We start from the raw sequence: 24,564 nt of genomic DNA on the forward strand, positions 1-24,564 counted from the left end.
CGGGGATCGCCCGCCACCGAGGTGCGGGCGGTGATCATGCCGGATTCGCGTAGTACGAGGCCAGGACCTCCGCGGCGGCTCCACGCGTGACGATTTCCTCGCCGAAGGAGTCCTCGACGACCTCGATGCGCTGCCAGTGCGGCAGCGGCAGCAGTTCTTCGAGCCGCTCCGAAACGGCGTCACGGTAAGTGCCCGGTTCGTCCCGCACGGCGCGTCCGGCCAGCACGATCCGCTCCAGGTCGAGCACCTGCACAAGATCGGCGAGGCCGATGCCGAGGAAGCCCGCGGCGGTCCGTGTGTCGGGTGCCTGCTTGGCCATGATCTCGACGCAGCCACGCCGCCCGCAGGCGCAGACGGGCCCGTCGTAGGCGATCGTGGTGTGCCCGAACTCACCCGCGTTGGTCCGCGGGCCGCGGTAGAGCCGTCCGTCGATCAGCAGGCCGACGCCGATCCCGGTGCCGACGAGCACGACCGCGGTCGCCGTCGGCTCGCCGTGCGGCCAGAGCTGGGCGAAGGCGGCGGAATTGGTGTTCTTGTCCAGCGTCACGGGCAGGCCGGTGCGCTTCTCGAGCAGGTCACGCAGGGGGACGTCGTGCCAGCCGGGCATGTTCGTCGCGTCGCGGACCAGGCCGGCGAGGTGGTCCAGCGGGCCGACCGCGCCGAGCCCGAGGCCCAGCACGTCGAAGCCGTCGGCGAGCTCGAGCGCGGTGGCGCCGATGGCCTCCACGGCCTGTTCGGGCGTGAAGCCGGCCGGGAGCGGGCCGCCGGCCGTCTCCTCGACCTCGCCGATGAGGTTGGTGCGCAGCACGCGGTACTCGTCGCGGTCGAGGCGCGCGCCGAGGGCGTGGCGGGCACCGGGCCGGATGGTCAGCTGCGTGCGGGGCTTGCCGACCCCCGCCGAAGGCAGGCGCTGCTCGTCCAGCAGGCCGGCGTCGAGGAGCTCGGGCACGATCTTGGAGACGGCCTGCTGGGTGAGGCCGGTGCGTTCGGCGAGCTCGACGCGGCTGAGGCCGCCGGCGCGCAGGATGTGCGAGAGCAGGAGGGCGCGGTTGTGCTCGCGCACGTTGCGCAGGTTCCTCCCGGCGTCCGTCATGAACAGGATCTTCCCACGCCTGGTCAATAACGCAACAGTGTTGTTTAATGGGCCGCATGAGTGACTTGCGCGTGGGCATCCTGGGCTACGGCATCGGCGGACGCGTGTTCCACGCGCCGCTGGTGGCGGCGACTCCCGGGCTGACGCCGGCGGTGATCACGACGTCGAGCAACGCCGTCCAGGCGCGCACCGACCACCCGGGCGCGGAGATCGTGCCGGACGCCGACGCGTTGTTCGAGCGGGCCGGCGACCTCGACCTCGTCGTGGTCAGCACGCCCAACCGCACGCACGTGCCGCTCGCGCTGCGAGCGATCGAGGCCGGCCTGCCGGTGGTCGTCGACAAGCCGTTCGCGCCGACCGCGCTCGAAGCCGAGCAGGTCGTCGCCGCGGCGAAGGCGGCGGGTGTCGGCCTGACGGTCTTCCAGAACCGGCGCCTCGACTCCGACTTCCTGACCGTCCGGAAGGTCCTCGAGTCCGGGAAGCTCGGCGAGGTGTTCCGCTTCGAGTCCCGCTACGACCGCTGGGTGCCCAAGCCGAAGGACAACTGGCGCGAGTTCGGCGACCCGGCCGAAGCCGGCGGCCTGCTCTACGACCTGGGCGCGCACATCGTCGACCAGGCGCTGCAGCTGTTCGGCCCGGTCACGCAGGTCTACGCCGAAGTCGACCGCCGCCGGGCCGGCGTGCAGGTCGACGACGACGTGTTCATCGCTCTGAAGCACGCGAACGGCGTCCGGTCGCAGCTGTGGGCGACGGCGCTCGCGGGCACCTTGAACCCTCGCTTCCGCGTGCTCGGCGACCAGGCGACGTTCACCAAGTACGGCCTCGACGTGCAGGAACCCCAGATCAAGGCGGGCCTGCGCCCGGGCGAAGACAGCTGGGGCGTGGAGCCCGCGTCGGACGCCGGCAAGATCGGCGTCGGCAATGACCTCAAGACGGTGCCGACCGAAACCGGCCGCTACGAGCAGTTCTACGCCCAGGTGCGCGACGCACTGCGCGGCGAAGGCGACTTCCCCGTCGATCCCGAGTCCTCGGTCGAAGCCTTGCGCGTGATCGAGGCCGCGCACCGCTCGGGTGTGGAAGGAACGGTCATCAAGCTCTGACCCCCCAGTCCGGCCGTGACGCCGGTGTCCCCCAGCGCCGACGTCACGGCCTCCTTCAAGCTCTCGATCAGCCGCCCGGATCGGGATCCGGGGTCCCGGCCTGGCCGGAGTCCCCGCCGTTCTGGTTCTGACCGCCGTTGCCGTTCCGGTTGCGCTGCCGGTCCTGCAGCTCCTGCAGCCGTTGCTGGAACTGCCGGAGCTGGTCCTGCTGCTGCCGGTTGCCGGGCTGGACCTGCTGGTTGCGCGGGTCGCGCTGCTGCTGTTGCTGCTGGTCCGGTCGTTGCGGCTGCTGGACCTGGACCTGCACGCGGTCCTGCGGGGAGCTGATCGCCGGCACGCGGTCGAAGCGTTCCGCCGGTTTGCCCGACAGGTACAGCTGCATGAACCGGTCCCAGATCGGGCCCGCGAGCGTCGAGCCGAACAACGGTGCGCCGTTCGGGCCGCGCAACGCCTTGTCGCCGTCGCTGCCCACCCAGACCGCCGCGGACACGGTGGGCGTGTAGCCCACCATCCACGTCTGGGAGTTCGCGTTCGCCGCCGACGCCGGTTCGTCGTTCTGCGGGGTGTGCTGCTGGGTGCCGGTCTTGCCGGCGCACTCGTGGCCGGTCGGGCAGCTCAGCTTCGAGAACTGGATGACCGGCGCCAAGGCGGCCGTCACGTTGCCCGCGATCTGCGCGCTCTTCTGCGGGTCGTTGTCCGCGAACGCGTCCGCTGAGCGGTCCTTCGCCTCGTACGCGGTTTCGCCGTTCGCGTTGGTCACCTTCTGCACGAAGTGCCGCTCGCGCTGGACGCCGCCCGCCGCGAACGTCGCGTAGCCCGACGCCATGTCCGCCGCCGTCACCTGGGTTCCGCCGCCGCCGATGGAGATGTTGTTGTCGCCGGTGAACAGCTTGCTGCGGCCGCCGTTGTCCGACGTCCGGACCCCGGCCTCCTGCGCCGCTTCCGCCACCCCGGACGGCTTCGTGATGTTCAGGACCATGTCGTAGAACACCGTGTTCGTGGACCGCTGCATCGCCTCCGCGACCGTGCACTGCTGCGAGCAGCTGCTGCTGTCGCCCGCGTTGCGGATCGGCAGATCGACGCCGGGGAACGTCCGCGGCGAGGTGCCGTCGAACCGCGCGTCGAGGCCCCGGCCGAGCTTCAGGAACGCCGCCAGGTCGAACGGCTTCATCGACGAACCCGGGTTGTGCGGCTCGTCGGCCCAGTCGCGGCCGGCCTGGTCCTCGCCGTTGGGGCCCTTCACGATCGCGTCGCCGCCGTAGTACGCGAGCACGCCGCCGGACTTCGGGTCGACCGCCACCAGGGCGTCGAGGATCCGGTCGTCGGTCTGCCCGTCCATGCCCTCGGCCACCGCTTTCTCCGCCGACTGCTGGGCCACCGGGTCGATGGTGGTGAACACCTGGAACCCGCCCGAGTAGTACTGCTTCTCGTCAATGCCCTGCGCGGCCAGCTCGGCCTTGACCTTGTTCTTGATGAACGGGTTCAGCGCGCCCGCGTCCCGGCTCTCCCGGAGCGGGATCGGTGCCGGGAACTTTGCCGCCGCGCGCTGGGCCGGCGTCAGGTAGCCGTTCTTCAGCATGCGGTCCAGCGCGGTGTTCCACCGGCTCGTGGCGACTGCGGTGTTCTCCGAGCGGCCCGGCTGCTGGATCAGCCCGGCCAGCAGCGCGGACTGCGAGTAGTCGAGCTGCCCGACGTCCTTGCCGAAGTACGCCTGCGCGGCGGCCTGGATCCCGTAGGCGCCGCGGCCGAAGTAGATGATGTTGAGGTAGGCGGTGATGATGTCCGCCTTCTCGTAGGTCTGGTTCATCTTGAACGACTTCGCGAGCTCGACCCACTTGCGCGTCAAGGTCGGGTCGTCGTCGCCGGAGGCGTTCTTGATGTACTGCTGCGAAATCGTCGACCCGCCGCCGGACCCGCCGGTGACCTGGTTGTACCCCGCCCGCAGGATGCCGCCGATGTCGAAGCCCGAGTTCGTCTCGAACGACGCGTCCTCGGTCGCGATCACGGCCTTCTTGACGACGTCCGGGATCTGGTTGGCCGCCAGGATCTGCCGGTTGCCGCCGGCGGGGGTGTCCTTGCCCATCTCGGTGCCGTCGCTGAAGAGGTAAGTCACGGCCTGGCCCTGTGCCTGCGCGACTGTCTCCGGCGAGGGGACGTCGACGGCGAAGTAGGTGACCAGGAACGCGACCGCGGGGACGGCGAAGAACAGCCCGGCGGCCACGTAGAGGATCCGCCGGACCCGCCGCCACCGCCGTTTCCGCAGGTCACCTTCGGTGAGCGGCCGCGGCCGGCGTGGCGGCTGGCCGGGGCGCGGCCGCAGGATCGGCACGGTCGGCAGGTCGTCCGGCTCGGTGCCGTTGTGCGCGTGGTGGGTGATCAGCTCCGGCTCGGCGCCCAGCAGCCCGGCGCGGGGCACCGGCCGCCGCGCACGACGACGTGGGTCGGGCCGCCGGCCGGGTGACGTGCGGTCGTTGTTCACGGGCCGTCCTCCACGGTGGGCTGCGGACGCAGTCCTCTCGAAGGGACACGGACCGCGGCCCACCGTGGTTCACCCGGCGGCTAGTTCTCCGGATCGTCGGTCTTCGATGGTGTGTCCTTCGGCGTCGAAGAACCCTTCGTGTGCTTCGGCGTGCTCTCCTTCGAAGACGACTGGTTGTCCCCGTCGCCGTTGTGGTCGCCGTCGACGTTGTTGTCGCCCTGGTCGCCGTCTTCGGGGTTTTCGTTCGTCGGAGTCACGTCCGTCGTCGTGGCCACGTCGGACGACGGCGGCGGCACCTCGCCGCCGATGCGCTCGACCTTGTCGAACTTCTCGCCCGGCTTGCCGGTCAGGTACAGCGACAGGAACTTCTGCCACATCGGGCCGGCGATGGTCGAGCCGTAGATCGGCGAGTTGTTCTTGCCGTGCAGCGGCTTGTTGCCGTCACCGCCGACCCACGCCGCGACCGAGACCGACGGCGTGTAGCCGACCATCCACGTCTGCGAGTTCGCGTTCGCCGCCCACGCCGGCTCGCCCGCGACCTTCGTGTGCTGCTGGGTTCCCGTCTTGCCGGCGCACTCGTGGCCGGCCGGGCACTTCAGCTTCGAGAACCCGATCACGGGCTTCAGCGCTTCGGTGACGTTCCCGGCGATCTGGCGGCTCTTGTCCGAGTCGCTGTCGAACGCGGACTTCGCGTCCGTCGGCGCTTCGTAGGCGACCTCGTTCTGCCCGTTCGTCACCTTCAGCACGAAGTGGCGGCCCCGCTGCTCGCCGTTGGCCGCGAACGTCGCGTACGCCGAAGCCATGTCCAGCGGCGTGATCTGGGTTTCGCCACCGCCGAGGGAGATGTTGTTGTCCTTGGTGGAGATGATCGACTGGCCGCCGTCGTCGTTCTTGGTCTTCACGCCGGCTTCCCGCGCCGCGTCCTTGACCGGTTCCTGGTGGGTCTGGTTGAGGACCATGTCGTAGAACACCGTGTTCGCCGAACGTTCCATCGCTTCGGCGACGGTGCACTGCTGCGAGCAGCTGGAGCCCGGGCCGGCGTTGCGCACGACGCGGCCGTCGAACGTGCGGTTGTTGGAGCCGTCGAACTTCGCGTCGAGGCCCTTGCCCATCTTGAGGAACGCCGTGAGGTCGAACGGCTTCATCGACGAGCCCGGGTTCTGCGGCGTGTCCGCCCAGTCGCGCCCGGCCTGGTCCTGCCCGTTGACCTGCACGATCGGCTTGCCGCCGTAGTAGGCGAGCACGCCGCCGGTCTTCGGGTCGACGGCGACGAGCGCGTTGAGCAGCTGGTCGTCGACCTGGCCCTTCATCGCGTCGGTGGCCGCCTGTTCCGCTGCCTGCTGCGCCTTCGGGTCGATCGTCGTCTGCACCTGGAAACCGCCGGAGTAGTAGCGGTCTTCCGGGATGTCGTGCGCGGCCAGCTCGTCCTTCACCTGCTGGACGACGAACGCGGGCGGCGCGCCGGCCTGCTGCTTGCTGTCCTCGAGCGGGATCGGCGTCGGGAACTGGGCGGCCTGGCGGTCGGCCGCGGTGATGTAGTTGTTCTTCACCATCCGGTCCAGCGCGGTGTTCCAGCGGTCGTGCGCGACCTTGTCGTTCTCCGACCGGCCCGGCTGCTGGATCAGCCCCGCCAGCAACGCGGCTTCCGAAAAGCTCAGGTCCTTCGCTTCCTTGTGGAAGAAGGCCTGCGACGCCGCGCCGACCCCGTACGCCCCGCGTCCGAAGTAGATGATGTTCAGGTACGCGGTGATGATGTCCTTCTTCTCGTACGTCTGGTTCATCTTGAAGGACTTGGCCAGCTCGGTCCACTTGCGCGTCAGCGTGGGCGCGTCGTTGTCGGTGGCCTTCTTGATGTACTGCTGCGAAATCGTCGAACCACCGCCGGTACCCCCGGTGGCCTGGTTGAACACCGCGCGCAGCAGGCCGCCGACGTCGAAGCCGGAGTTGGTCTCGAACGAGTCGTCCTCGGTCGCGATCGCCGCGTGCTTCATGACGTCGGGGATCTGCTCCGGGGTCAGCAGCACCCGGTTGCCGCCGCGCGGGACGTCCTTGCCCATCGGCGAGCCGTCGGCGAAGAGGTACGTCACCGCTTGGCTCTGGTTCTGCGCGACCTCGGTCGGCGACGGCACGTCGACCAGGAAGTACGTGATGACGAACGCGATCGCGGGCAGCACCATGAACAGCCCGACGAAGCCGTAGGCGACCCGCCGGATGATCTTCCAGCGTCTCTTCTTGCGCTGTTCCGGGGTGAGTACCGGTTTGCCGTCGGTCTCCGGCTGGACGTCGTCGTCGTAGCCGCCCGGCTCTTCGTAGGAGTGGTGCGTCATCAGCTCGGGGCCGCCGCTCATCGGCGGCGGCTCGGGCCGGTAGCCGCGCGGCGTCGGCTGCTGGGGTTGCGGGCGGCCGGGCTGCGGGGGCACGGGCCGGCGCGGGCCCTGGCCGTGCGGACCCTGGCCGTGCGGACCCTGGGGTGCGCGACGGCGCGGATCGGGACCCTGGCCGGGCCAGGAGCGGGATCGATCGTCGGGCACGGGCGGTCCTCCACTGTCAGCGCGGGCGGCGATGGCCGCCACCCCCTCTTGGAAGGGACGTGCGTGACGCGCCGGGGTTGCCGGAACGATCTTCCCGGAACGGTTCAGGGCCCCCCGCGCGTGCGCGGAGGGCCCTGGAGGAGAACGTCGCTAGCCGGGCCCGGAGCCCGGTGGCGCAGCGATTCCGCCACCACCACCGAAGGTGTTGCCCTCACCCGGGTTGGGGGGTGTGATGGGCGGCCCGGGCCGGGTCCGGGTCTTGGTCGGCGTGGTCGTGTCCGTGTCGTCCGGGTCCGTGGACTCGGTGGTCGGCGTGGTCGTCGGCGGCGTCGTCGTCGTGGTCGGCGTGTCCGGCGGCTTCGTCGGGGTCTGCGTCACCTCGTTGACGTCCTTGCCGATCGGCGCGACCTTGTCGAACTTCTCCGCCGGTTTGCCCTTGAGGTAGAGGTTCATGAACTTCTGCCACGTCGGACCGGCGATGGTCGCACCGAAGATCGGGTTGTTCTTCGGGTCGTGCAACGGCTTGTTGCCGTCGCCGCCGACCCAGACCGCGGCCGACACGGACGGCGTGTACCCCACCATCCAGGTCTGCGCGTTGCGGTCGTTGTACGCCTTCGGGTCGCCGTCCTTCGGGGTGTACTGCTGCGTCCCGGTCTTGCCGGCGCACTCGTGCCCGGCCGGGCACCTCAGCTTCGAGTGCGGGATGACCGGCTTGAGCGCCTCGGTGACGTTGCCGGCGATCTGCTGGCTCTTCGCCGCGTCGTCGTCGAACGCCGGGTTGGACTTGATGTTGTTCTCGTCGAACTCCACCTCGTCCTGGCCGTTCGTCAGCTTCGAGACGAAGTGCTGCTCGTGGTACGTGCCGCCGCTGGCGAACGACGCGTACGCGGCCGCCATGTCCTCCGGCGTCACGGCCGTGCCACCACCACCGAGCGAGATGTTGTTGTCGTCGGTGTAGAGGACGCTCTTGCCGTCCGGGTCGACCTTGACCCCGGCGTCCTTGGCCGCTTCCGCGACCCGGATCGGGTGCGTCACGTTCAGGACCATGTCGTAGAACACGGTGTTCGCCGAGATCTCCATCGCCTCGGCGACGGTGCACTCCTTGCCGCAGCTGGCGCTGTCACCGGCGTTCCGGACCGTGCGGCCGCCGAGCTGCCGGTTGTTCGAGCCGTCGAACGTCTCGCCGAGGCCCTTGCCCATCTTGAGGAACGCCGTGAGGTCGAACGCCTTCACCGACGAACCCGGGTTTCTCGCCTGGTTGGCGCGGTCCTGGCCGATCTGGTCCTTGCCTGCCGTGTCCTTCACCAGCTCCGGCCCGCCGTAGTAGGCGATCACCCCGCCGGTCTTCGGGTTGACGGCGACGAGCGCGTTCAGCAGGTTCTCGTCGGTCTGGCCCTTCATGCCCTCTTGGGTGGCCTGCTCCGCCGCGGCCTGGGCCGCCGGGTCGATCGTCGTGTAGATCTTGGCGCCGGTGGAGAACAGCTTGTTCTCGTCGTAGCCCTTGGCCGCCAGCTCGTCCTTGATCCGCTGCTGGAGCTGGTAGGTCATCTTCCCCGAGTCCTGCTCCTTGTTGGAGTTCCTCGCGATCGGCGTCGGGTACTGGAACGTGGCCCGCTCGTCCGCGCGCAGCCACTTGTTGGCGACCATCTGGTCCATCACGTACGCCCAGCGCTTCTGGGCGTACGCCTCGTTTTCCGAGCGGCCGGGGCCCTGGATCAGGCCGGCCAGCAACGAGGCCTCGGACGCGTTGAGGTCCTTGGCGTCCTTGTTGAAGTACGCCTTGGCGGCGGCCTGGATGCCGTTCGCCCCGCGGCCGAAGTAGACGATGTTCAGGTAGGAAGTGATGATCTCTTCCTTGGACTGCTGGTTGTTCATCTTGAACGACTTGGCCAGCTCGGTCCACTTGCGGGTCAGCGTCGGGGCGTCGTTCTGCGTCGCCTGCTTGATGTACTGCTGGGAGATGGTCGAACCACCGCCCTGGCCGCCGGAGACCTGGTTCCAGACCGCGCGCAGGATGCCGGTGACGTCGAAGCCCGAGTTGGTCTCGAACGTCGCGTCCTCCGCGGAGTACACGGCGTGCTTGACGACGTCGGGGACCTCGCCCGGCTTGAGCAGCTGGCGGTCGCCGCCCGGCGGCAGCTCCCGGCCCAGCACCTGGTTGTTGGCGTCGTAGTAGGTGACCGGCTGGTTCTGCAGCGACTTGATGCTTTCCGGCGTCGGCACGTCGACCAGGAAGTACGTGATGACGAACGCGATCGCGGGCACGACGAAGAACAGCCCGACGCAGGCGTACGCCACCCGCCGGATGATCTTCCAGCGGCGCTTCTTGCGCTGCGCCGGCGTCAGGACCTTCTTGCCCTTTTCGTCGAGCTCGTCCTGGGGCTCGACGTCGTCGGCGAACTCGTTGAACGCGGCGTCTTCGTAGCCGTCGTCGTACGGGTCACGCCCGAAGTCGTCGGTGCCGTTGTGCGCGTGGTGGGTGATCAGGTCCGGTTCGCGCCCCGGGGGCGGCACCGGCCGCCCGCCGCGCGGCTGGCGGAAGCCCTCCGGCGGCGAAGGGGGCGGACCCTGCGGCGGACGCTGGCCCGCTGGTGGCGGGACCGCTCGCCGCGCGGGCATGCCCTGCTGGCGGGGTCGCTGCGGCCGCCGCGCCGGCTCTTCGCCGGGCCACTGGGGACCGCCTTCGTCGCCGGACGGCCACTCGGGCGACCCGCCGCCGCGCGGGTTGCCCCGGGGTGGCGTGGGCCGTTGAGGCCGGCGGGGGGCTTCTTCGCCGGGCCAGGCCGGTCCGGGGTCGTCCCCCGGCCACGGGCCTGACTGGGCACGGCGAGGTGCATCTGGCTCCTGGCCGGGCCAGGAGCGGTTGCGGTCGTCGTTCACGAATGGGCCTCCCAGACCGGCGCCCGGTGCGGCGCCGTTCTGCGCTCTTCAGCGGTTGTGATACAGCTCACCGGCCCGCGGTCCTTCGTGGACCGTCAGCCGGTTCCCCCGTGCCGAGGACGTACGACCGGACCAGGTGGTTCCAGTGGCACGCGCGGCACACTTCGACGTCGTACACGGTGAACTCGGCGAACAGGCCGGCCATCCTGGCCAGCTCTTCGGGGGTCCTCGCCGAGCCCGCGACGTGCTTGAGTTCGTCACCGTAGACCCAGGACACCAGGGTCAGCGGTTCCTGGCGGCAGATCGGGCAGGGCTGGTCACCGGCCCGGCCGTGGAACTTCGCCGCCCGCAGCAGGTACGGGCTCGCGTCGCAGGCTTCGTAGCTGCCGACGCGCCCGGAGCGGACTTCGGCGAGCAGCGCACGGCGCTGCAACGCGTAGTCCACGACCTGCCGCTGGTTAATCACCAGGACAGAGTACGGGCTCTTCCTGTGTCGTCCACGCCCCCTAGCGCGACCGATGGCACGTCCGGCAGGGACACGCCGGACGTTCGATAACTCTCCGGTGAATTTCGCCCACTCCAGAGTGAGCGGGCTCGTTAGCTTCGCCACTTCGATGTATCGGCGCGATATAGTGGCTGAGTAGGTTGGATCGAGGCGATCGTTCGGAGCAACGCCGATCTCCTCGGTTTGTTCCCGGAAGGGGGTGCGGTGTGCTGGAGTTCGCGATCCTCGGTCTTCTGCACGAAGCGCCCATGCACGGGTACGTGCTGCGCAAGCGGCTGCACGAGACGCTCGGCACGTTCCGGACGTTCTCGTACGGCTCGCTGTACCCGACCCTGCGGAAGCTGCTGAGGGCCGGGTACCTGGTCGAAGAGCTGGACGAGGCCGACGACCGGGCGTGGTCGCGGCGCGGGCGGCGGGTCTACAAGCTCACCGCGGAGGGCAAGGAGCGCTTCGGTGAGCTGCTCGGCGACGCCGGGCCGCAGACCTGGGACGACGAGGGATTCGGCGTCCACCTGGCCTTCTTCTCGCGAACGCCGGCCGACGTGCGGCTGCGGATCCTCGAGGGCCGCCGCCGCCGCGTCGAAGAACGCCGCGAGGGTATGCGGGCGGCCCTGGCCAGGGCCGAGGAGAAGATCGATCGCTACACCCGCGAGCTGCACCGGCTGGGGCTGGAGACCAGCGAGCGGGAGGTGCGCTGGCTCAACGAGCTGATCGCGCACGAACAAGCCGAACGGCAGGGTCCGGAGACCTGAGCCGCCCGGCCGGGCCGCAGCGTGGCGGCACCAGACCTACGAAACAGACACGGATTGAAGGAGAAACCCCCATGGGCGAGAACCGCCGCGTTCGGGTGGCCATCGTGGGCGTCGGCAACTGCGCGGCGTCGCTGGTCCAGGGTGTCCAGTACTACCGCGACGCGGACCCGGCCAACCGCGTCCCCGGTCTGATGCACGTCGACTTCGGCGGCTACCACGTCCGCGACATCGAGTTCGTCGCCGCGTTCGACGTGGACGCCAAGAAGGTCAGCCGCGACCTGTCCGAGGCGATCTTCGCCTCCGAGAACAACACCATCAAGATCGCCGACGTGCCGCCGCTCGGCGTCACCGTCCAGCGCGGCCACACCCACGACGGGCTGGGCCGCTTCTACCGCGAGACGATCGAGGAGTCCGACGAGACCCCGGTCGACATCGTCGCCGCGCTGCGCGAGGCGGAGGTCGACGTGCTCGTGTCCTACCTCCCGGTGGGTTCCGAGGTGGCCGACAAGTTCTACGCGCAGGCCTGCATCGACGCCGGCGTGGCGTTCGTCAACGCGCTGCCGGTGTTCATCGCCTCCGATCCGGAGTGGGCGCAGAAGTTCACCGACGCCGGCGTCCCGATCGTCGGCGACGACATCAAGTCCCAGGTCGGCGCGACCATCACGCACCGCGTCCTGGCGAAGCTGTTCGAGGACCGCGGCGTCCAGCTCGACCGGACGATGCAGCTCAACGTGGGCGGGAACATGGACTTCCTGAACATGAAGGAGCTCGAGCGGCTCGAGTCGAAGAAGATCTCGAAGACCCAGTCCGTCACCTCGCAGGTCGACCGCGACCTCGGCAAGGGCAACGTCCACATCGGGCCGTCGGACTACGTGCAGTGGCTCGACGACCGCAAGTGGGCCTACGTCCGGCTCGAGGGCCGCGCCTTCGGCGACGTGCCGCTGAACCTGGAGTACAAGCTCGAAGTGTGGGACTCGCCGAACTCGGCGGGCATCATCATCGACGCCGTCCGCGCCGCGAAGATCGCGCTCGACCGCGGCATCGGCGGCCCGATCCTGTCGGCCTCCTCCTACTTCATGAAGTCGCCGCCGGAGCAGTACGACGACTCGACCGCGCGCGACGCCGTCGACAAGTTCATCCGCGGCGAGGTCGAGCGGTAAGGACTGTCCCCCGTCGAAGGCCGTCACCGCTGGTGGCGGCCTTCTTCGCGTGTTCCACTAAACCGGTGGGGCGGGGTGTGCGTTGGCGGGGTGTGAGTGCGAGCGTGGGCGAGAGCGCGCCGGGGGATCTGGGCGCGCCGACGTTCCACGACCTGTTCCGGGAGTACTTCGCCCAGATGACACGGCTGGCGCACCTGCTCGGCGCGGACGACGCGGAGAACGTCGCGCAGGAGGCCTTCGTCAAGCTCCACCAGCGCTGGGACACCCTGTCCGACCACACGCGCGTGGTGGGCTACCTCCGCACGACCGTGGTGAACATGTCACGGTCGCGCACGCGGCACCTGCGGGTCGTCCGGCGCACGCCGCAGGACCGCCCGCCGGACGAGCTGTCGGCCGAGGTCCGGGCGGTGGCCAACTGGGAGCACGCACAGCTGCGCGCGGTGCTCGGGAAGCTTTCCCGGCGACAACGCGAGGTTCTCGTGCTGAGGTACTGGCTGGACCTGAGCACGGCGGGTATCGCGGACACGCTGGGTATCTCACCGGGCACGGTCAAGGCGACGACCCACCACGCGATGGAAAACCTGCGCAAGCACCTGGGGGACGAACCGGGAGGTGAGCGATGACCGACCTCGAACGCAAGCTGGCCGAGACGCTGCGTGAGCAGGCGGGCAAGGTCACGCCCAACCTGGACGCGGCGTGGGCCGAGCAGCAGCGCAGGCAGCGGCGGCCACCCCGCCGCCGCTTGACTGTGCTGGTCGCGCCGCTGGCCGCGGTGCTGGTGGTGCTGACCAGCGTGCTGCTGGCGACCCGGGTGAACGACGCTTCGCCGCCCGCTCAGCCGGCCAACCCCGGCCAGGAGCTGAAGCTCGCCAAGTCGGAGCACCAGCCGTTCGACCACATGCTCACCCAGGGCGACAAGGCGATACTCACGGACTTCCCGGGGCAGACCGACATGTGGCGGGCGTGGGCTTACGTCGGCGCGCAGCCGAATGCCTCCGACCGGAAGCTGTTCTGTGTCGCGGCCCTCCCCGTGGGCGCGGACCTCACCGCGGACGCTCCGCAGTACGGGACGAAGTCCCCGCAGTGCGCAGCGCTCCTCCCGGACGACGGGAAGACCGTCCTGGCCGGATACGTCGGCGAGACCGGCGGGCCGTTGCCCCCCGGCAAGGCGGTCTACCTGCTCTCCTCGACGATGGAGCACCTGCGGCTCTACAACGCGCAGGGAGAACTGAGCCAAGGCAAGCTGGTCGACCGGGTGGCTTCCTCGTACCAGGTGTTCCTGGCCGACGTCGTTCCCGGCTCGCCGCCCGTGCGCGCCGAAGTCAGCTGAGCCCGAGCGCACCCGGCAAGTCGGTGATCTTCTCCACCACCGCCGTGGCCTGCTTCAGTACCTCGGGATCCGGCGGGAAGTGCGGGTTCGGCACCGCGTACACGGCCATCCCCGCGGCCAAAGCCGACCGCAGCCCGTTCGTCGTGTCCTCCACGGCCGCACAATCCGAGGGCGCCACGCCCAGCAGTTCGGCCGCCCGCAGGTACACATCCGGCGCCGGCTTCCCCGCCCCGACCTGCTCGGACGACACCGCCGCCCCCACCGGCAGGCCCGTCACGTCCAGGAAGCCCTTGATCAGGATCACCGGCGACGAGCTCGCGATCGCCACCGGCCACCGCTTCGCCACGGCGCGGACCACCTCCACCGCGCCCGGGATCAGCGGCGGCTCCTCCGCGTAACGCGCCGCCATGCGCTTGACCACGAGCGTCGCGATCTCCGGTGGTGAGAGCTGTGCGCCGAGCTCCTCCACCAGGTAGCGGGCCCATTCCGGGGTGCTCATCCCCTGCTGGGCGCGGGTCGCCTCCTCACGCCAGGTGCCGCCGTGCTCGGCGACCACCGCGCGCCGGACCTCGTCCCAGATCCGCTCCGAGTCCACCAGTACGCCGTCGAGGTCGAAGATCACCGCGTCCATGCTTCCGAGCCTAGCTTGTGAGCCGAGTTACTTAGCCACCCTTAGCAATATTTGTTAGCATAGCTAAGTGACTTCCGCGATCGCCGATCTCGCCCACCGGCTGCGGCCGCTGGTCTTCCGGCTGTACCACCAGGTGCGCCGCCAGACCCCGCAGCTGACGCTGACCCTCACCCAGGGCTCGGTGCTGAGCGAGCTCGTCAACGGCGGGCCGCGGCGGATGAGCGCGCTGGCGGAGTTCGAGCGGGTCAAGCTGCCGTCGATGACCGATGTGGTCAGCCGCCTCGAACGCCTCGGCCTGGCCACCCGCACGCCGGACCCCGCCGACCGGCGCGCGGTGCTCGTGGACGTCACCGACGAGGGTCGTCGCTTCTACGCCGAGATGGTCGCCGCCCGTGAGGAGTTCCTCCGGGAGCGGCTGATCGCGATGGACGACGCCGACCGCGCAGCGATCGAAGCCGCCCTCCCGGCTCTCGCCAAATTGCTCGTCGACACCAAAAAGGAGGAACTGATCAGCGATGAGCGCTGAACACCACTCGAGCCTGCTGGACGCCGTCAAGGGTCAGCCCAAGCAGGTGTGGATCACCGCGTTCGCCGCGGTCATCGCCTTCATGGGGATCGGCCTGGTCGACCCGATCCTGCTGTCCATCGCCAAAGGCCTGGACGCGACGCCGTCCCAGGTCACCCTGCTCTTCTCGTCGTACCTCGGCGTCCAGGTCCTCGCGATGCTGGTCACCGGCGCGGCGAGCGCCAAGTTCGGTCCCAAGCGCACGGTTCTCGTCGGGCTGACGCTGATCGTCGCGGCCACCGCCCTGTGTTCGGCCGCCGGCTCGATCGAGCAGCTCGTCGGGCTGCGCGCGGTCTGGGGCCTCGGCAACGCGTTCTTCATCGCGACGGCGCTTTCGGTGATCGTCGGCGCCGCGACCGGTGGCCAGTCCGGCGCGATCCTGCTCTACGAAGCCGCCCTGGGTGTCGGCCTGTCGGTCGGCCCGCTGCTGGGCGCCCTGCTCGGCAGCATCTCGTGGCGCGGCCCGTTCCTCGGCACCGCGGTCCTGATGGCCGGCGCGCTCGTGCTGTGCGCGGTGTTCCTGAAGAGCGACAAGCACGAGAAGCGTGAGCCGATCAAGCTGCTCGACCCGATCCGCGCGCTGAAGCACACCGGCTTGCTGCGCACCTCCGTCGCGTCGGCGCTCTACACCGCCGCGTTCTTCGCGGTGCTGGCCTGGTCGCCGTTCGTGCTCGGGTGGAGCGCGATCGCCGTCGGCCTGATCTTCTGCGGCTGGGGCCTGTGCGTCGCCGTCGCCGGCGTGGCCCTCGCGCCGCGGTTGGCCGCCAAGCTCGGTGAGCGGCACGCCGCCGCGGCCGCCGTCTTCGGGTACGCCGTGCTGATGCTGGTGCTGGCCGTGCCCAGCAAGCCGGTCCTCGTCGCCGGGATCATCGTCTCGGGGCTGGTCTCCGGCTTGTTGAACACGCTGTTCACCGGTACCGCGATGTCGATCAGCGACGCGCCGCGCCCGGTCGCCAGCGCGGGGTACAACTTCTGCCGCTGGCTCGGTGGTGCCGTCGCCGCGACGCTCGTCGGGCACGTGGCCGAGTGGTTCGGGTCGCCGCAGGCGCCGTTCGTCGCCTCCGCCGTGTTGTGCGTGATCGCCGGTGGCCTGCTCTCGCTGCGGGAGAAGAAGACGGACGCGCACGTCGTGCCGCAGGAAGCGGCGCTCGTGGGCGAAGAGTTCTGACGAAGGCCAGTACGTCTGACGTTCACCTGAATGTCTGCATTGACTGGTTTGGGAGACTTACGGTCGGTTCGTTCCCGAACTCCCACCATGGAGGCCTCGTGCCCGACCGTCTGCTCCCGCTCCTCCCCGTCCACCCCGGCGGCCGCTCCCCGGTCACCTGCGAATACCGCTGCGGCAACGCCTGTGCCCACCCCGAGCCGAACGAGTCCGGGAATGAGTACTTCGGCGACGTCGTCAAGGACATCTCCCGCCGCCGGGCCTTCCAGGCCGGGGCCGTGCTGGCCGCCGCCGCGGGCGGGTTCGCGGCGCTCGCGGGGACCGCGGCCGCCGCGCCCACGCAGAAGCCGCACCCGCGCCCGGCCCCCGGCACCGACTTCGACCCGGTCCCGCCGAACAAGCTCGACGCGGTCACCATCCCCGACGGCTACGCGCAGAACGTCGTCATCCGCTGGGGCGACCCGGTGCTGCCGGGCGCGCCGAAGTTCGACTTCACCAAGCAGACCGCGGCCGCGCAGGCCAAGCAGTTCGGCTACAACAACGACTTCGTCGGCCTGATCCCGCAGGACCCGCTGGGCCTGACCAACCTGCTCGTCGTGAACCACGAGTACACGGCCGAGGTGCACCTGTTCCCGGCCGACCAGTACGACCCGGCGAACCCGACCGAGGAGCAGGTGAAGATCGCGTGGGCGGCGCACGGCCTCTCGGTGCTGCAGGCCCGGCGTGACCCGGTCCGCGGCGGCCTCGAGGTCGTCCCGAGCCGGTTCGCCCGCCGGATCACCCTCGACACGGTCTTCGAGGTCCGCGGCCCGGCCGCCGGCTCGAAGTACCTGAAGACGTCGGCCGACCCGAGCGGGCGCAAGGTCCACGGCACGCAGAACAACTGCTCCGGCGGCGTGACGCCGTGGGGCACCGTGCTTTCCGGCGAGGAGAACATCCACCAGTACTTCGCCAACTCGGAAACGGTGACCGACCCGGTCACGGCCGCGCGGCTCAAGCGGTACGCGATCGGCGCCGGCGCCAGCACACGCAAGTGGGAGCGGTTCGACAAGCGCTGGGACGTCGCCCAGGAGCCGAACGAGTCGAACCGGTTCGGCTGGGTCGTCGAGATCGACCCGAACGACCCGCATTCGACGCCGGTCAAGCACACCGCGCTCGGCCGGTTCAAGCACGAGGGCTCGAACATCAAGATCACCGCCGACGGCCGGGTCGCCGCCTACTCCGGGGACGACGAACGCTTCGAGTACATCTACAAGTTCGTCTCGAAGGGCAAGTACAAGCCGGGCAGGAGCGCGCACGCGCGTCGCCACAACTCGGCGCTGCTCGACGACGGCACGCTGTACGTCGCCCGGTTCACCGGCGACAGCCCGGGTGAGATCGACGGCACCGGCAAGCTCCCGGCCGACGGCGAGTTCGACGGCGCCGGCGAATGGATCCCGCTGGCGAGCGGCAACAAGTCCTTTGTGGACGGACTCACCGCCGAGGAGGTCTACGTCTTCACGCGGCTCGCCGCCGACAAGGTGGCGGCGACGAAGATGGACCGGCCGGAGGACATCGAACCGAACCCGGTCACCGGCCGGGTCTACGCGGCGCTGACCAACAACAGCGACCGCGGCGCGGCGGGCAAGGCCGGCGCCGACGAGGTGAACCCGCGCGTGGCCAACCGGAACGGGCAGGTCCTCGAGTGGGAGGAAGCCCGCGGTGACGCGGCATCGACGAGGTTCTCCTGGCGGCTGCTGCTCGTCTGCGGCGACCCGGCCGCGGCCGACACCTACTACGGCGGCTTCGACAAGAGCCAGGTCAGCCCGATCTCCTGCCCGGACAACGTCGCCTTCGACCGGCACGGCAACCTCTGGATCTCCACCGACGGCAACGCGCTCGGCGTGAACGACGGCCTGTTCTCGGTGCCGGTGACCGGGCCGGAACGCGGGCACGTCAAGCAGTTCCTCTCGGTGCCGCCCGGCGCCGAGACGTGCGGGCCGAACATCACCGACCACGTGGTGCTCGTCGCGGTGCAGCACCCGGGCGAGAACGCGGCGAGCTCGGCGAACCCGGCGTCGCACTGGCCCGACGGCGGCACCTCGCAGCCGCGGCCGTCGCTCGTCTCGGTGTGGAAGAAGGGCCGCTTCGGGCGGCCCGGCCGCATCGGCGAACGCTGACGCCCCGGCCCGCGCCCGCCGAGGTTCACTCTTAAGTGGACGGTTCTCGGCCGGTGCGGGCCCGGGCCCCACGCCATAGTCGAGGCATGGTCCGTTCGGCGCGCGTGGTGGCAGTGGCGGTCGTGGCGCTCTCGGGGACGGTCGCGCCCGCGGCCGCCGCGGATCCGCCGCCGGCTTGTGGCGGGATCGCGGGGAACCCCAGCGTCGAGAAGGCGGCGGCCAGCGGCGCCCCGGACGGCTACGTCTTCACCCCGGCCGCGCCGGTCCCGCCCGGCACCCCGGCCGCGAAGGCGCCGAAGCTGCTGGCCGAGCAGGCGTTCGCCGTCGACGGGCAGCGGTCGGCGGTGATCCAGACCCCGGACGGCAAGGCCAGCACCGCCTACGAGACCGAGAAGTTCGTCCCCGGCGGCGTGTACACGCTCAGCGTGTCGACCGGCTCGTACGTGCCGGCCGCCGCGCCGGCGACGGGCCTGCGCTTCTACGACGTGAACGGCGCCCAGCTCCAGGAGACCAGGCTCGTCGCCGACCACGACGCCGGCGACGGGCACCTGGCGAAGCAGGACTTCCCGGCCGCGACCGCCCCGGCGAAGGCGGCGACGGTGAAGTTCTTCGCCACCACGAGCGCCGAACGGCTGCGCTGGGACTGCGTCGGCCTGCAGCTCGCGGCGTACTCGGTGAAGAAGGAAGTGCAGAACCCGGCGACCGGCGCGTGGGGCCCGTTCGCGACGGTCACCGCGGGCGAGGCCGCGCACTACCGCGTCACCGTGACGAACGAAGGCACGCAGGACCTCACCGGGATCACCGTGCAGGACCCGTGGTGCAGCGGGAAGTTCGAGCCGTTCACGCTGGCCGGGGGCGCGAACAAGCAGCTGACCTGCGACCACCCGAACCTGACGGTGGCCGACACCGGGCACGTCAACACGGCGAAGGTCACCGGCGTCAAGTACCCGGGCGGCACGCTGGGCGACAAGACGGCGTCGGCGACGATCACCGTCCTGCCACCGCCCGCCATCGCGAAGGTCGGCGACTTCGTGTGGAACGACCGCAACCGCGACGGGATCCAGGACCCGGACGAGCCGGGCGTCGCGGGCGTCAAGGTGACGTTGAAGGACGGCGCGGGCGGCGCGGTCGGCACCGCGACCACCGACGACAAGGGCAAGTACGGCTTCGAGAAGCTGAAGGACGGCACTTACCAGGTCTGCTTCGCGGTCCCGGCGGACTTCACGGTGACCCGCAAGGACGCGGCGGCCGACGACCGCGACTCCGACGCGGACCCGGACGGCTGCACCGCCCCGCGCACCCTCGGCGGCTCGGCCCGCGAGGACTTCACGGTGGACCTGGGGCTGGCCCCGCCGACGAACCGGATCGGCGACTTCGCCTGGTCGGACACCGACGGCAACGGCGTGCAGGACGCCGGCGAGCCGGGCCTGGCCGGGGTGAAGGCCACCCTGGGCAACGGAACGAGCGTCGTGACCGGTCCGGACGGCGCCTACGCCTTCACCGGCCTGGAAGACGGCAGCTACCAGGTCTGCTTCACCACGGACGACCGTCACCCCACGAAGAAGGACGCCGGCGACGACCCGAAGGACTCCGACGCGGACCCGTCGACCGGCTGCGCCGACCCGCGGACACTCGGCCCCGGAAACCGCGACGACCGCACGGTCGACGCCGGCTTCGCCTAGTTACGGTGGCGGTATGACGGATCTTCCTCTCGCCCTCGTCACCGGTGCCTCGCGCGGGATCGGTGCCGCGGTGGCCCACCAGCTCGCCCCGACCCACCGCCTCCTGCTCGGCGGCCGGGACGCGAACGCCCTGGACGCCCTGGCGAAGGAGCTCCCGGGCGCCAAGCCGTGGCCGGTCGAGCTGACCAACCCCGCGTCGCTCGCCGAGGCCGTGGCGGACATCGGCTCGCTGGACGTCCTGGTCCACTCGGCGGGCGTCGCGCGCATCGGCCGCATCGAGGACACGTCCGCCGAGGCGTGGCGGGACAACTTCGAGGTCAACACCCTGGCGGTGGTCGAGCTGACCCGCCTGCTGCTCCCCGCGTTGCGCGCGGCCCGCGGGCACGTGGTCGTGATCAACTCCGGGGCCGGCCGCACCGCGCGTCCGGGCTGGTCGCCGTACGCGGCGAGCAAGTTCGCGGTCCGCGCCTTCGCCGACGCCCTGCGCGAGGAGGAGCCCGAGATCCGCGTGACGTCGGTCTACCCCGGCCGCACCGACACGGAAATGCAGCAGGAGATCTTCAAGGGCGAAGGCCGCGACTACGACACCACGCACCTGCTGAAGGCGGACTCGGTGGCGACCGCGGTGGTGACAGCGGTGTCAGCCACCCCGGACGCCCACCTGACCGAGCTGATCCTGCGGCCGAGCTAACGCAGGCGGGCGGCGGTCTCGGCCACCCCGGCCTGGACCTTCGCCCGGTCCACCTTCAGCGACTCGCCGTCGGCGACGACCTGCTCGCCGGCGACCCAGACGTCTCGGACCCGCCGCGATCCCGCCGCCCACACGAGGTTGGACAGCAGCTGCACGTCCGGCACGTCCACGCCGCACGCGAAGGCCGGGTCGTCCAGGTCGATGTGGACCAGGTCGGCCCACCGGCCCGGCTCCAGCGCCCCGATGTCGTCGCGGCTCAACGCCGCCGCGCCGCCGCGGGTGGCCAGCAGGAACGCGTCCGCCGCGGTCAGCACCGTCGAGTCGCCCGTGGCGAGCCGGGCGAACATCGCCGAGAGCTGCAGCTCTTCCCACAGATCGATGTCGTCGTTGGACGCCGGGCCGTCGGTGCCGAGACCGACCGCGACCCCGGCGTCGCGCAGGTCCTTGATCCGCGCGATGCCCGAGGCGAGCTTCGCGTTCGAGCCCGGGCAGTGCGCCATGCCGACGCCGTGCTGGGCGAACAGCGCGATGTCGGTGTCCGACAGGTGGATCGCGTGCGCGGCGAGGACCCGGCCGTCGAGCATGCCGAGCTTCTTCAGCAAAGCAGGCACCGAACCGTGCGCCTCACGGACGACCGTGTCTTCGAGGGCCGCCTCGGCGACGTGGATCTGAATCAGCGCACCACGGGCGGCCGCCGATTCGGCCGTCTCGCGCAGGCCCTCCTCGGACAGCATGTACGCCGAGTGCGGGCCATAACCCAGCTCGACGCGGTCGCCCGGGCCGAAGCGGAGGCCGTCGGTGTCGATCCAGCGTTCGATCGCGGCCAGCTGGGCGCGCCAGTCGAGGCCCGGCAGCTCCATCACCGGCGGCGCGACCAGCACGCGGCCGCCCGTCGTGAGGACCGCGTCGACCAGCTGCTCGCCTTCGAAGTACATCTCGGCGCTGGTCGTGACGCCGTGGCGCAGCATCTCGACCGAGCCGAGCAGCATGCCGGTGCGGACGTCCTCGGGCCGCAGCTTCGCTTCGGCGGGCCAGATGATCTCGTTGAGCCAGGGCAGCAGCGGCAGGTCGCCGCCCATGCCGCGCAGCAGCGTCATCGGGCTGTGCGCGTGCGTGTTGACCAGGCCGGGGAGCAGGATGCCGGTCAGGGTGGTGACCGGTGCGGCGGACTCGGGGGCGGTGGCCGCCGGTCCGCAGTAGGAAATGCGCCCATCGGTGTCCACATCGACGACCGCGTCACGCAGGAGCGAACACGACGGGTCGGCGGGGAGAACGACAGGGGCGTGGAAACGGCGTTGCATCTCTGGATACTACGCACCCTGGGTTAGGAAACGACTCGACTCCGCCACGCCCAGGCAGCGATTTCCACCCGGTTGCGAGCGCCGATCTTGCCCTGCACCGACGCCAGGTGCGTCTTCACTGTGGACAGCGACAGGAACAGCTCCGCGCCGATCTCGGTGTTCGTCAGCCCGCGCGCCGCCGCCTTGACGACGTCCATTTCCCGCGCGGTCAGCGGCTCGGACGGCGGGACGGCCTGGGACTTCGGCACGCCGATGCCGTCGAAGTGCTTGAGCAGCCGGACGGTGATCTGCGGCGAGACCAGCGCGTCGCCGCGGTCGGCCGCGCGCACCGCCTCGATCAGCAGCGCCGGGCCCGCATCCTTCAGCAGGAAGCCGGAAGCGCCGTTGCGCAACGCCGTGTGCACGTACTCGTCGAGGTCGAACGTGGTGACCACGACCACCTTCAGCGGGTCGGTCACGTCCGGGCCGGCCAGCTGCCGGGTGACCTCGAGCCCGTCGAGGCCCGGCATGCGGATGTCGAGCAGGCAGACGTCCGGGCGCAGCTCGCGGGCCTTCGAGACCGCGGAGACGCCGTCGGCGACGTCGGCGACGACCTCGATGTCGTCCTGCGCGTCCAGGATCATGCGGAAGCCCATCCGCACCATCTCCTGGTCGTCGGCGATCAGTACCCGGATCACTCGTCCCCTTCCCCGGCGGCCAGCGGCAGCCACGCTTCGACCCGCCAGCCACCGTCCGGGCCACGCCCGGCCGACAGCCGTCCTTTGAGCAGTGCGACGCGCTCGCGCATCCCGACCAGACCGTAGCCGCCCGACCCGCCGGCCGGCCGTCGCGTCGTCTCGTGCCCGTTGTCCGTCACCCGCAGGTGGAGCTCGGCGCCGTTCACTTCGGCGAGGACGAACGCGTCCGTCGCGTCGGAGGCGTGCTTGCCGACGTTCGTCAGCGACTCCTGGACCAGCCGCAGCGCCGAGCGGCCGACCTCGTGCGGCAGGTCCGGCGGCAGCTCGAGGTGCATCGACGTCGGCACGCCGTGGTTGGCGCCCTCGACCAGCTTCCGCAGGTCGGCGCCGAGATCCGTGGTGGCCTGCTCGCTGAACTCGCTCGACCCGGCCGGCGCGTCGCCGCGCATCGAGCGGACCAGCCGGCGCATCGCCGCGAGCGCTTCGCCGCCGGCGTTCTCGATCCGGCCCATCGCCTCGACCGCGATCTGCGGGTCCTTCTCGGCCATCATCCGCGCGGCCTGGGCCTGCACGACGATGCCGGTGACGTGGTGGGCAACGACGTCGTGGAGCTCGCGGGCCAGCGCCATCCGCTCGGCGGTCTGCGCGTCGGAGACCGCCGACTTGACGACCGTGGTGCGTTCGGAGTCCCGCGAGCGCAGCATCAGGCCGGTCGCGATCGCGATGCCGAGCAGCAGCGCCGCCGGGACCGCCAGCGTGGAGAGGACCTGCGGGTCGGTCTGCAGGCCGCCCCGCCGGTTGGAGTTGACGATCGACGCGAGCGCGACGACGGCCGAGAGCACGCCGATCCGCGGCCACGACTCGCTCAGCCCACGGGCCCTGGTCAGGTTCACCACGGCGCCCACGCCCGCGGCGACCTGCACGAACGGCACCCCGGACGGCATCGGGTAGTCGTAGCGCAGGTGCAGGAACGGGGTGATGATCGCGGACAGCAGCAGGACGCCGGCGATGGCGAGCATCGCGTCCGCGGGCCGGCGCGGCGACAGCACCGCCACGGCGGCGGCGAGGACCGAGCAGAACAGCACCGGGAACCCGCGGGCACCGCTGTCGTAGGTGTAGCCGAACTCGATGAGCAGCCCGATGGCGAGCACGCCCATCAGCACCCACTGGCCCATGGCCAGCTCGTTCAGCTTGCGCAGCCGGCGCTTGCTCGGGGCCGACCGCGGGCTGCGGTCCCGGGCCGCGATGGCGGGCGTCAGCGCGGCGGCCAGCAGCAGGAGCCCGACCAGCAGCGCCTGGGTGCCGGTGCCGCCATCGATCCCGCCGATGCTCGCGTACCGGCCGAAGACGGCGACGAGACCCCCGACGACCAGGACGCTGACCACGCAGAACGCCACGCCCGCCCGGGCCCGGCGGGCCACGTAGTAGACCATCAGCACCCCGGCCACGACCTCGGTGATGGTCACCTTCGGCAGCACGCTGGAGTAGGGCGGGACGTGGAACGCGTGGATGAAGAGGGTCGAGAACACCAGCACGGCCGCGCCGACTACGCCGGCGACGGCCGCGCGCTTCTGGGCCCACACCGCGCACCCCGTCATCGCGAACATGCCGGGGAGCAGCCCGAAGTCGACGAACTTCGGGCCGCTGTCGTCGAGCGCCGCCTGCGTCGTGAAGACGACGTCGAAGAGCAGGGCCGCGAACAGGACGGCCGTGGGGACGCCGATGCGCCGCACCAGAGCGGCGGTGCGGGTGTAGAGCGTGTTCGGCGGGGGCGCGGCGGTCACAACGTGACGTTAGAGGATCTGCCCGCGTTCGCACCTTGGCCGAGTGGCCCGCACTCCCTCGGCCGATCGGCCGATGCGC

At 70.6% G+C, this 24,564-nt stretch carries 19 protein-coding genes; 10 read left to right on the forward strand and 9 right to left on the reverse strand.

All coding sequences use genetic code 11. The features are described 5' to 3' along the window. Nucleotides 1-34 precede the first annotated feature (34 nt). Nucleotides 35-1,093: an ROK family transcriptional regulator gene (locus AB0C38_RS02545; protein ID WP_360665309.1), complete on the reverse strand. Its 1,059-nt coding sequence runs from the start codon at nucleotides 1,091-1,093 to the stop codon at nucleotides 35-37. A gap of 56 nt (nucleotides 1,094-1,149) precedes the next feature. On the opposite strand from AB0C38_RS02545, the gene AB0C38_RS02550 reads away from it, so the two are divergent. After that, a complete protein-coding gene (locus AB0C38_RS02550) occupies nucleotides 1,150-2,193 on the forward strand; it encodes a Gfo/Idh/MocA family oxidoreductase (protein WP_360665312.1) in 1,044 nt (347 codons plus the stop codon). A gap of 67 nt (nucleotides 2,194-2,260) precedes the next feature. Here the strand turns inward: AB0C38_RS02550 and AB0C38_RS02555 are convergent, their stop codons facing one another. From AB0C38_RS02555 to AB0C38_RS02570, 4 genes are all read right to left on the reverse strand, one after another. Continuing rightward, on the reverse strand, nucleotides 2,261-4,672 hold the full coding sequence (locus AB0C38_RS02555) for a transglycosylase domain-containing protein (protein ID WP_360665315.1): 2,412 nt from the start codon (nucleotides 4,670-4,672) through the stop codon (nucleotides 2,261-2,263). Nucleotides 4,673-4,752: 80 nt separating this feature from the next. Then, nucleotides 4,753-7,020, reverse strand: a complete 2,268-nt coding sequence (locus tag AB0C38_RS02560) for a transglycosylase domain-containing protein (RefSeq protein WP_360667439.1) — start codon at nucleotides 7,018-7,020, stop codon at nucleotides 4,753-4,755. Nucleotides 7,021-7,353: 333 nt separating this feature from the next. Beyond that, nucleotides 7,354-10,083, reverse strand: coding sequence for a transglycosylase domain-containing protein (locus AB0C38_RS02565; protein WP_360665318.1), 2,730 nt, complete (start codon nucleotides 10,081-10,083; stop codon nucleotides 7,354-7,356). A gap of 67 nt (nucleotides 10,084-10,150) precedes the next feature. After that, nucleotides 10,151-10,549: a DUF5318 domain-containing protein gene (locus AB0C38_RS02570; RefSeq protein WP_086679625.1), complete on the reverse strand. Its 399-nt coding sequence runs from the start codon at nucleotides 10,547-10,549 to the stop codon at nucleotides 10,151-10,153. Between the two features lie 245 nt (nucleotides 10,550-10,794). Here AB0C38_RS02570 and AB0C38_RS02575 point away from each other — a divergent pair, with 245 nt between their 5' ends. The 4 genes from AB0C38_RS02575 to AB0C38_RS02590 all read left to right on the forward strand — a co-directional run bounded on the left by AB0C38_RS02575 (nucleotide 10,795) and on the right by AB0C38_RS02590 (nucleotide 13,830). Further along, nucleotides 10,795-11,340 (forward strand): PadR family transcriptional regulator, encoded by a 546-nt coding sequence (locus AB0C38_RS02575; RefSeq protein WP_013230991.1) that lies wholly within the window; start codon nucleotides 10,795-10,797, stop codon nucleotides 11,338-11,340. 71 nt (nucleotides 11,341-11,411) lie between these two features. Further along, the gene (locus AB0C38_RS02580; RefSeq protein WP_360665322.1) at nucleotides 11,412-12,500 is read left to right on the forward strand and encodes an inositol-3-phosphate synthase; all 1,089 of its coding nucleotides are present in this window, start codon (nucleotides 11,412-11,414) and stop codon (nucleotides 12,498-12,500) included. A gap of 92 nt (nucleotides 12,501-12,592) precedes the next feature. Further along, the gene (locus tag AB0C38_RS02585) at nucleotides 12,593-13,123 is read left to right on the forward strand and encodes a SigE family RNA polymerase sigma factor (protein ID WP_360665325.1); all 531 of its coding nucleotides are present in this window, start codon (nucleotides 12,593-12,595) and stop codon (nucleotides 13,121-13,123) included. Then, a complete protein-coding gene (locus AB0C38_RS02590) occupies nucleotides 13,120-13,830 on the forward strand; it encodes a hypothetical protein (RefSeq protein WP_360665328.1) in 711 nt (236 codons plus the stop codon). The genes AB0C38_RS02585 and AB0C38_RS02590 overlap by 4 nt, the downstream gene beginning before the upstream one ends. On the opposite strand, the gene AB0C38_RS02595 is transcribed toward AB0C38_RS02590, so the two are convergent. Beyond that, a complete protein-coding gene (locus AB0C38_RS02595) occupies nucleotides 13,823-14,461 on the reverse strand; it encodes an HAD family phosphatase (RefSeq protein ID WP_360665331.1) in 639 nt (212 codons plus the stop codon). The two genes, AB0C38_RS02590 and AB0C38_RS02595, sit on opposite strands and share 8 nt — an antisense overlap. A gap of 67 nt (nucleotides 14,462-14,528) precedes the next feature. On the opposite strand from AB0C38_RS02595, the gene AB0C38_RS02600 reads away from it, so the two are divergent. The 5 genes from AB0C38_RS02600 (at nucleotide 14,529) to AB0C38_RS02620 (ending at nucleotide 20,723) form a co-directional block, all read left to right on the forward strand. Then, nucleotides 14,529-14,987: a MarR family transcriptional regulator gene (locus AB0C38_RS02600; RefSeq protein WP_360665334.1), complete on the forward strand. Its 459-nt coding sequence runs from the start codon at nucleotides 14,529-14,531 to the stop codon at nucleotides 14,985-14,987. After that, entirely contained in the window at nucleotides 14,977-16,194 is a 1,218-nt protein-coding gene (locus AB0C38_RS02605) for an MFS transporter (protein ID WP_360665337.1), read from the forward strand. The genes AB0C38_RS02600 and AB0C38_RS02605 overlap by 11 nt, the downstream gene beginning before the upstream one ends. 98 nt (nucleotides 16,195-16,292) lie before the next feature. Next, nucleotides 16,293-18,350, forward strand: a complete 2,058-nt coding sequence (locus AB0C38_RS02610) for a PhoX family phosphatase (RefSeq protein WP_360665340.1) — start codon at nucleotides 16,293-16,295, stop codon at nucleotides 18,348-18,350. 86 nt (nucleotides 18,351-18,436) lie between these two features. Further along, nucleotides 18,437-20,032: an SdrD B-like domain-containing protein gene (locus AB0C38_RS02615; RefSeq protein ID WP_360665343.1), complete on the forward strand. Its 1,596-nt coding sequence runs from the start codon at nucleotides 18,437-18,439 to the stop codon at nucleotides 20,030-20,032. 13 nt (nucleotides 20,033-20,045) lie between these two features. Then, nucleotides 20,046-20,723, forward strand: a complete 678-nt coding sequence (locus AB0C38_RS02620; protein ID WP_360665346.1) for an SDR family oxidoreductase — start codon at nucleotides 20,046-20,048, stop codon at nucleotides 20,721-20,723. Here AB0C38_RS02620 and AB0C38_RS02625 read toward each other — a convergent pair. From AB0C38_RS02625 to AB0C38_RS02635, 3 genes are read right to left on the reverse strand one after another with little or no spacing between them, the layout of a single operon-like run. Next, entirely contained in the window at nucleotides 20,720-22,024 is a 1,305-nt protein-coding gene (locus tag AB0C38_RS02625) for an amidohydrolase (RefSeq protein WP_360665349.1), read from the reverse strand. The genes AB0C38_RS02620 and AB0C38_RS02625 overlap by 4 nt on opposite strands. Nucleotides 22,025-22,047: 23 nt before the next feature. Further along, nucleotides 22,048-22,701, reverse strand: coding sequence for a response regulator transcription factor (locus AB0C38_RS02630; RefSeq protein ID WP_360665351.1), 654 nt, complete (start codon nucleotides 22,699-22,701; stop codon nucleotides 22,048-22,050). After that, nucleotides 22,698-24,485, reverse strand: coding sequence for a histidine kinase (locus tag AB0C38_RS02635; RefSeq protein ID WP_360665354.1), 1,788 nt, complete (start codon nucleotides 24,483-24,485; stop codon nucleotides 22,698-22,700). Before AB0C38_RS02635 ends, AB0C38_RS02630 begins: the two co-directional genes overlap by 4 nt. Nucleotides 24,486-24,564 lie beyond the last annotated feature (79 nt).

The organism is Amycolatopsis sp. NPDC048633 (assembly GCF_040650695.1).
Lineage (GTDB): Bacteria > Actinomycetota > Actinomycetes > Mycobacteriales > Pseudonocardiaceae > Amycolatopsis.

Excerpts from the sequence above, each read along its gene's own strand:
- AB0C38_RS02545 (WP_360665309.1), bottom strand. The coding sequence starts at position 1,093 with ATGACGGACGCCGGGAGGAACCTGCGCAACGTGCGCGAGCACAACCGC.
- AB0C38_RS02550 (WP_360665312.1), top strand. The coding sequence starts at position 1,150 with ATGAGTGACTTGCGCGTGGGCATCCTGGGCTACGGCATCGGCGGACGC.
- AB0C38_RS02560 (WP_360667439.1), bottom strand. The coding sequence starts at position 7,020 with ATGAGCGGCGGCCCCGAGCTGATGACGCACCACTCCTACGAAGAGCCG.
- AB0C38_RS02580 (WP_360665322.1), top strand. The coding sequence starts at position 11,412 with ATGGGCGAGAACCGCCGCGTTCGGGTGGCCATCGTGGGCGTCGGCAAC.
- AB0C38_RS02590 (WP_360665328.1), top strand. The coding sequence starts at position 13,120 with ATGACCGACCTCGAACGCAAGCTGGCCGAGACGCTGCGTGAGCAGGCG.
- AB0C38_RS02595 (WP_360665331.1), bottom strand. The coding sequence starts at position 14,461 with ATGGACGCGGTGATCTTCGACCTCGACGGCGTACTGGTGGACTCGGAG.
- AB0C38_RS02605 (WP_360665337.1), top strand. The coding sequence starts at position 14,977 with ATGAGCGCTGAACACCACTCGAGCCTGCTGGACGCCGTCAAGGGTCAG.
- AB0C38_RS02615 (WP_360665343.1), top strand. The coding sequence starts at position 18,437 with ATGGTCCGTTCGGCGCGCGTGGTGGCAGTGGCGGTCGTGGCGCTCTCG.
- AB0C38_RS02620 (WP_360665346.1), top strand. The coding sequence starts at position 20,046 with ATGACGGATCTTCCTCTCGCCCTCGTCACCGGTGCCTCGCGCGGGATC.
- AB0C38_RS02625 (WP_360665349.1), bottom strand. The coding sequence starts at position 22,024 with ATGCAACGCCGTTTCCACGCCCCTGTCGTTCTCCCCGCCGACCCGTCG.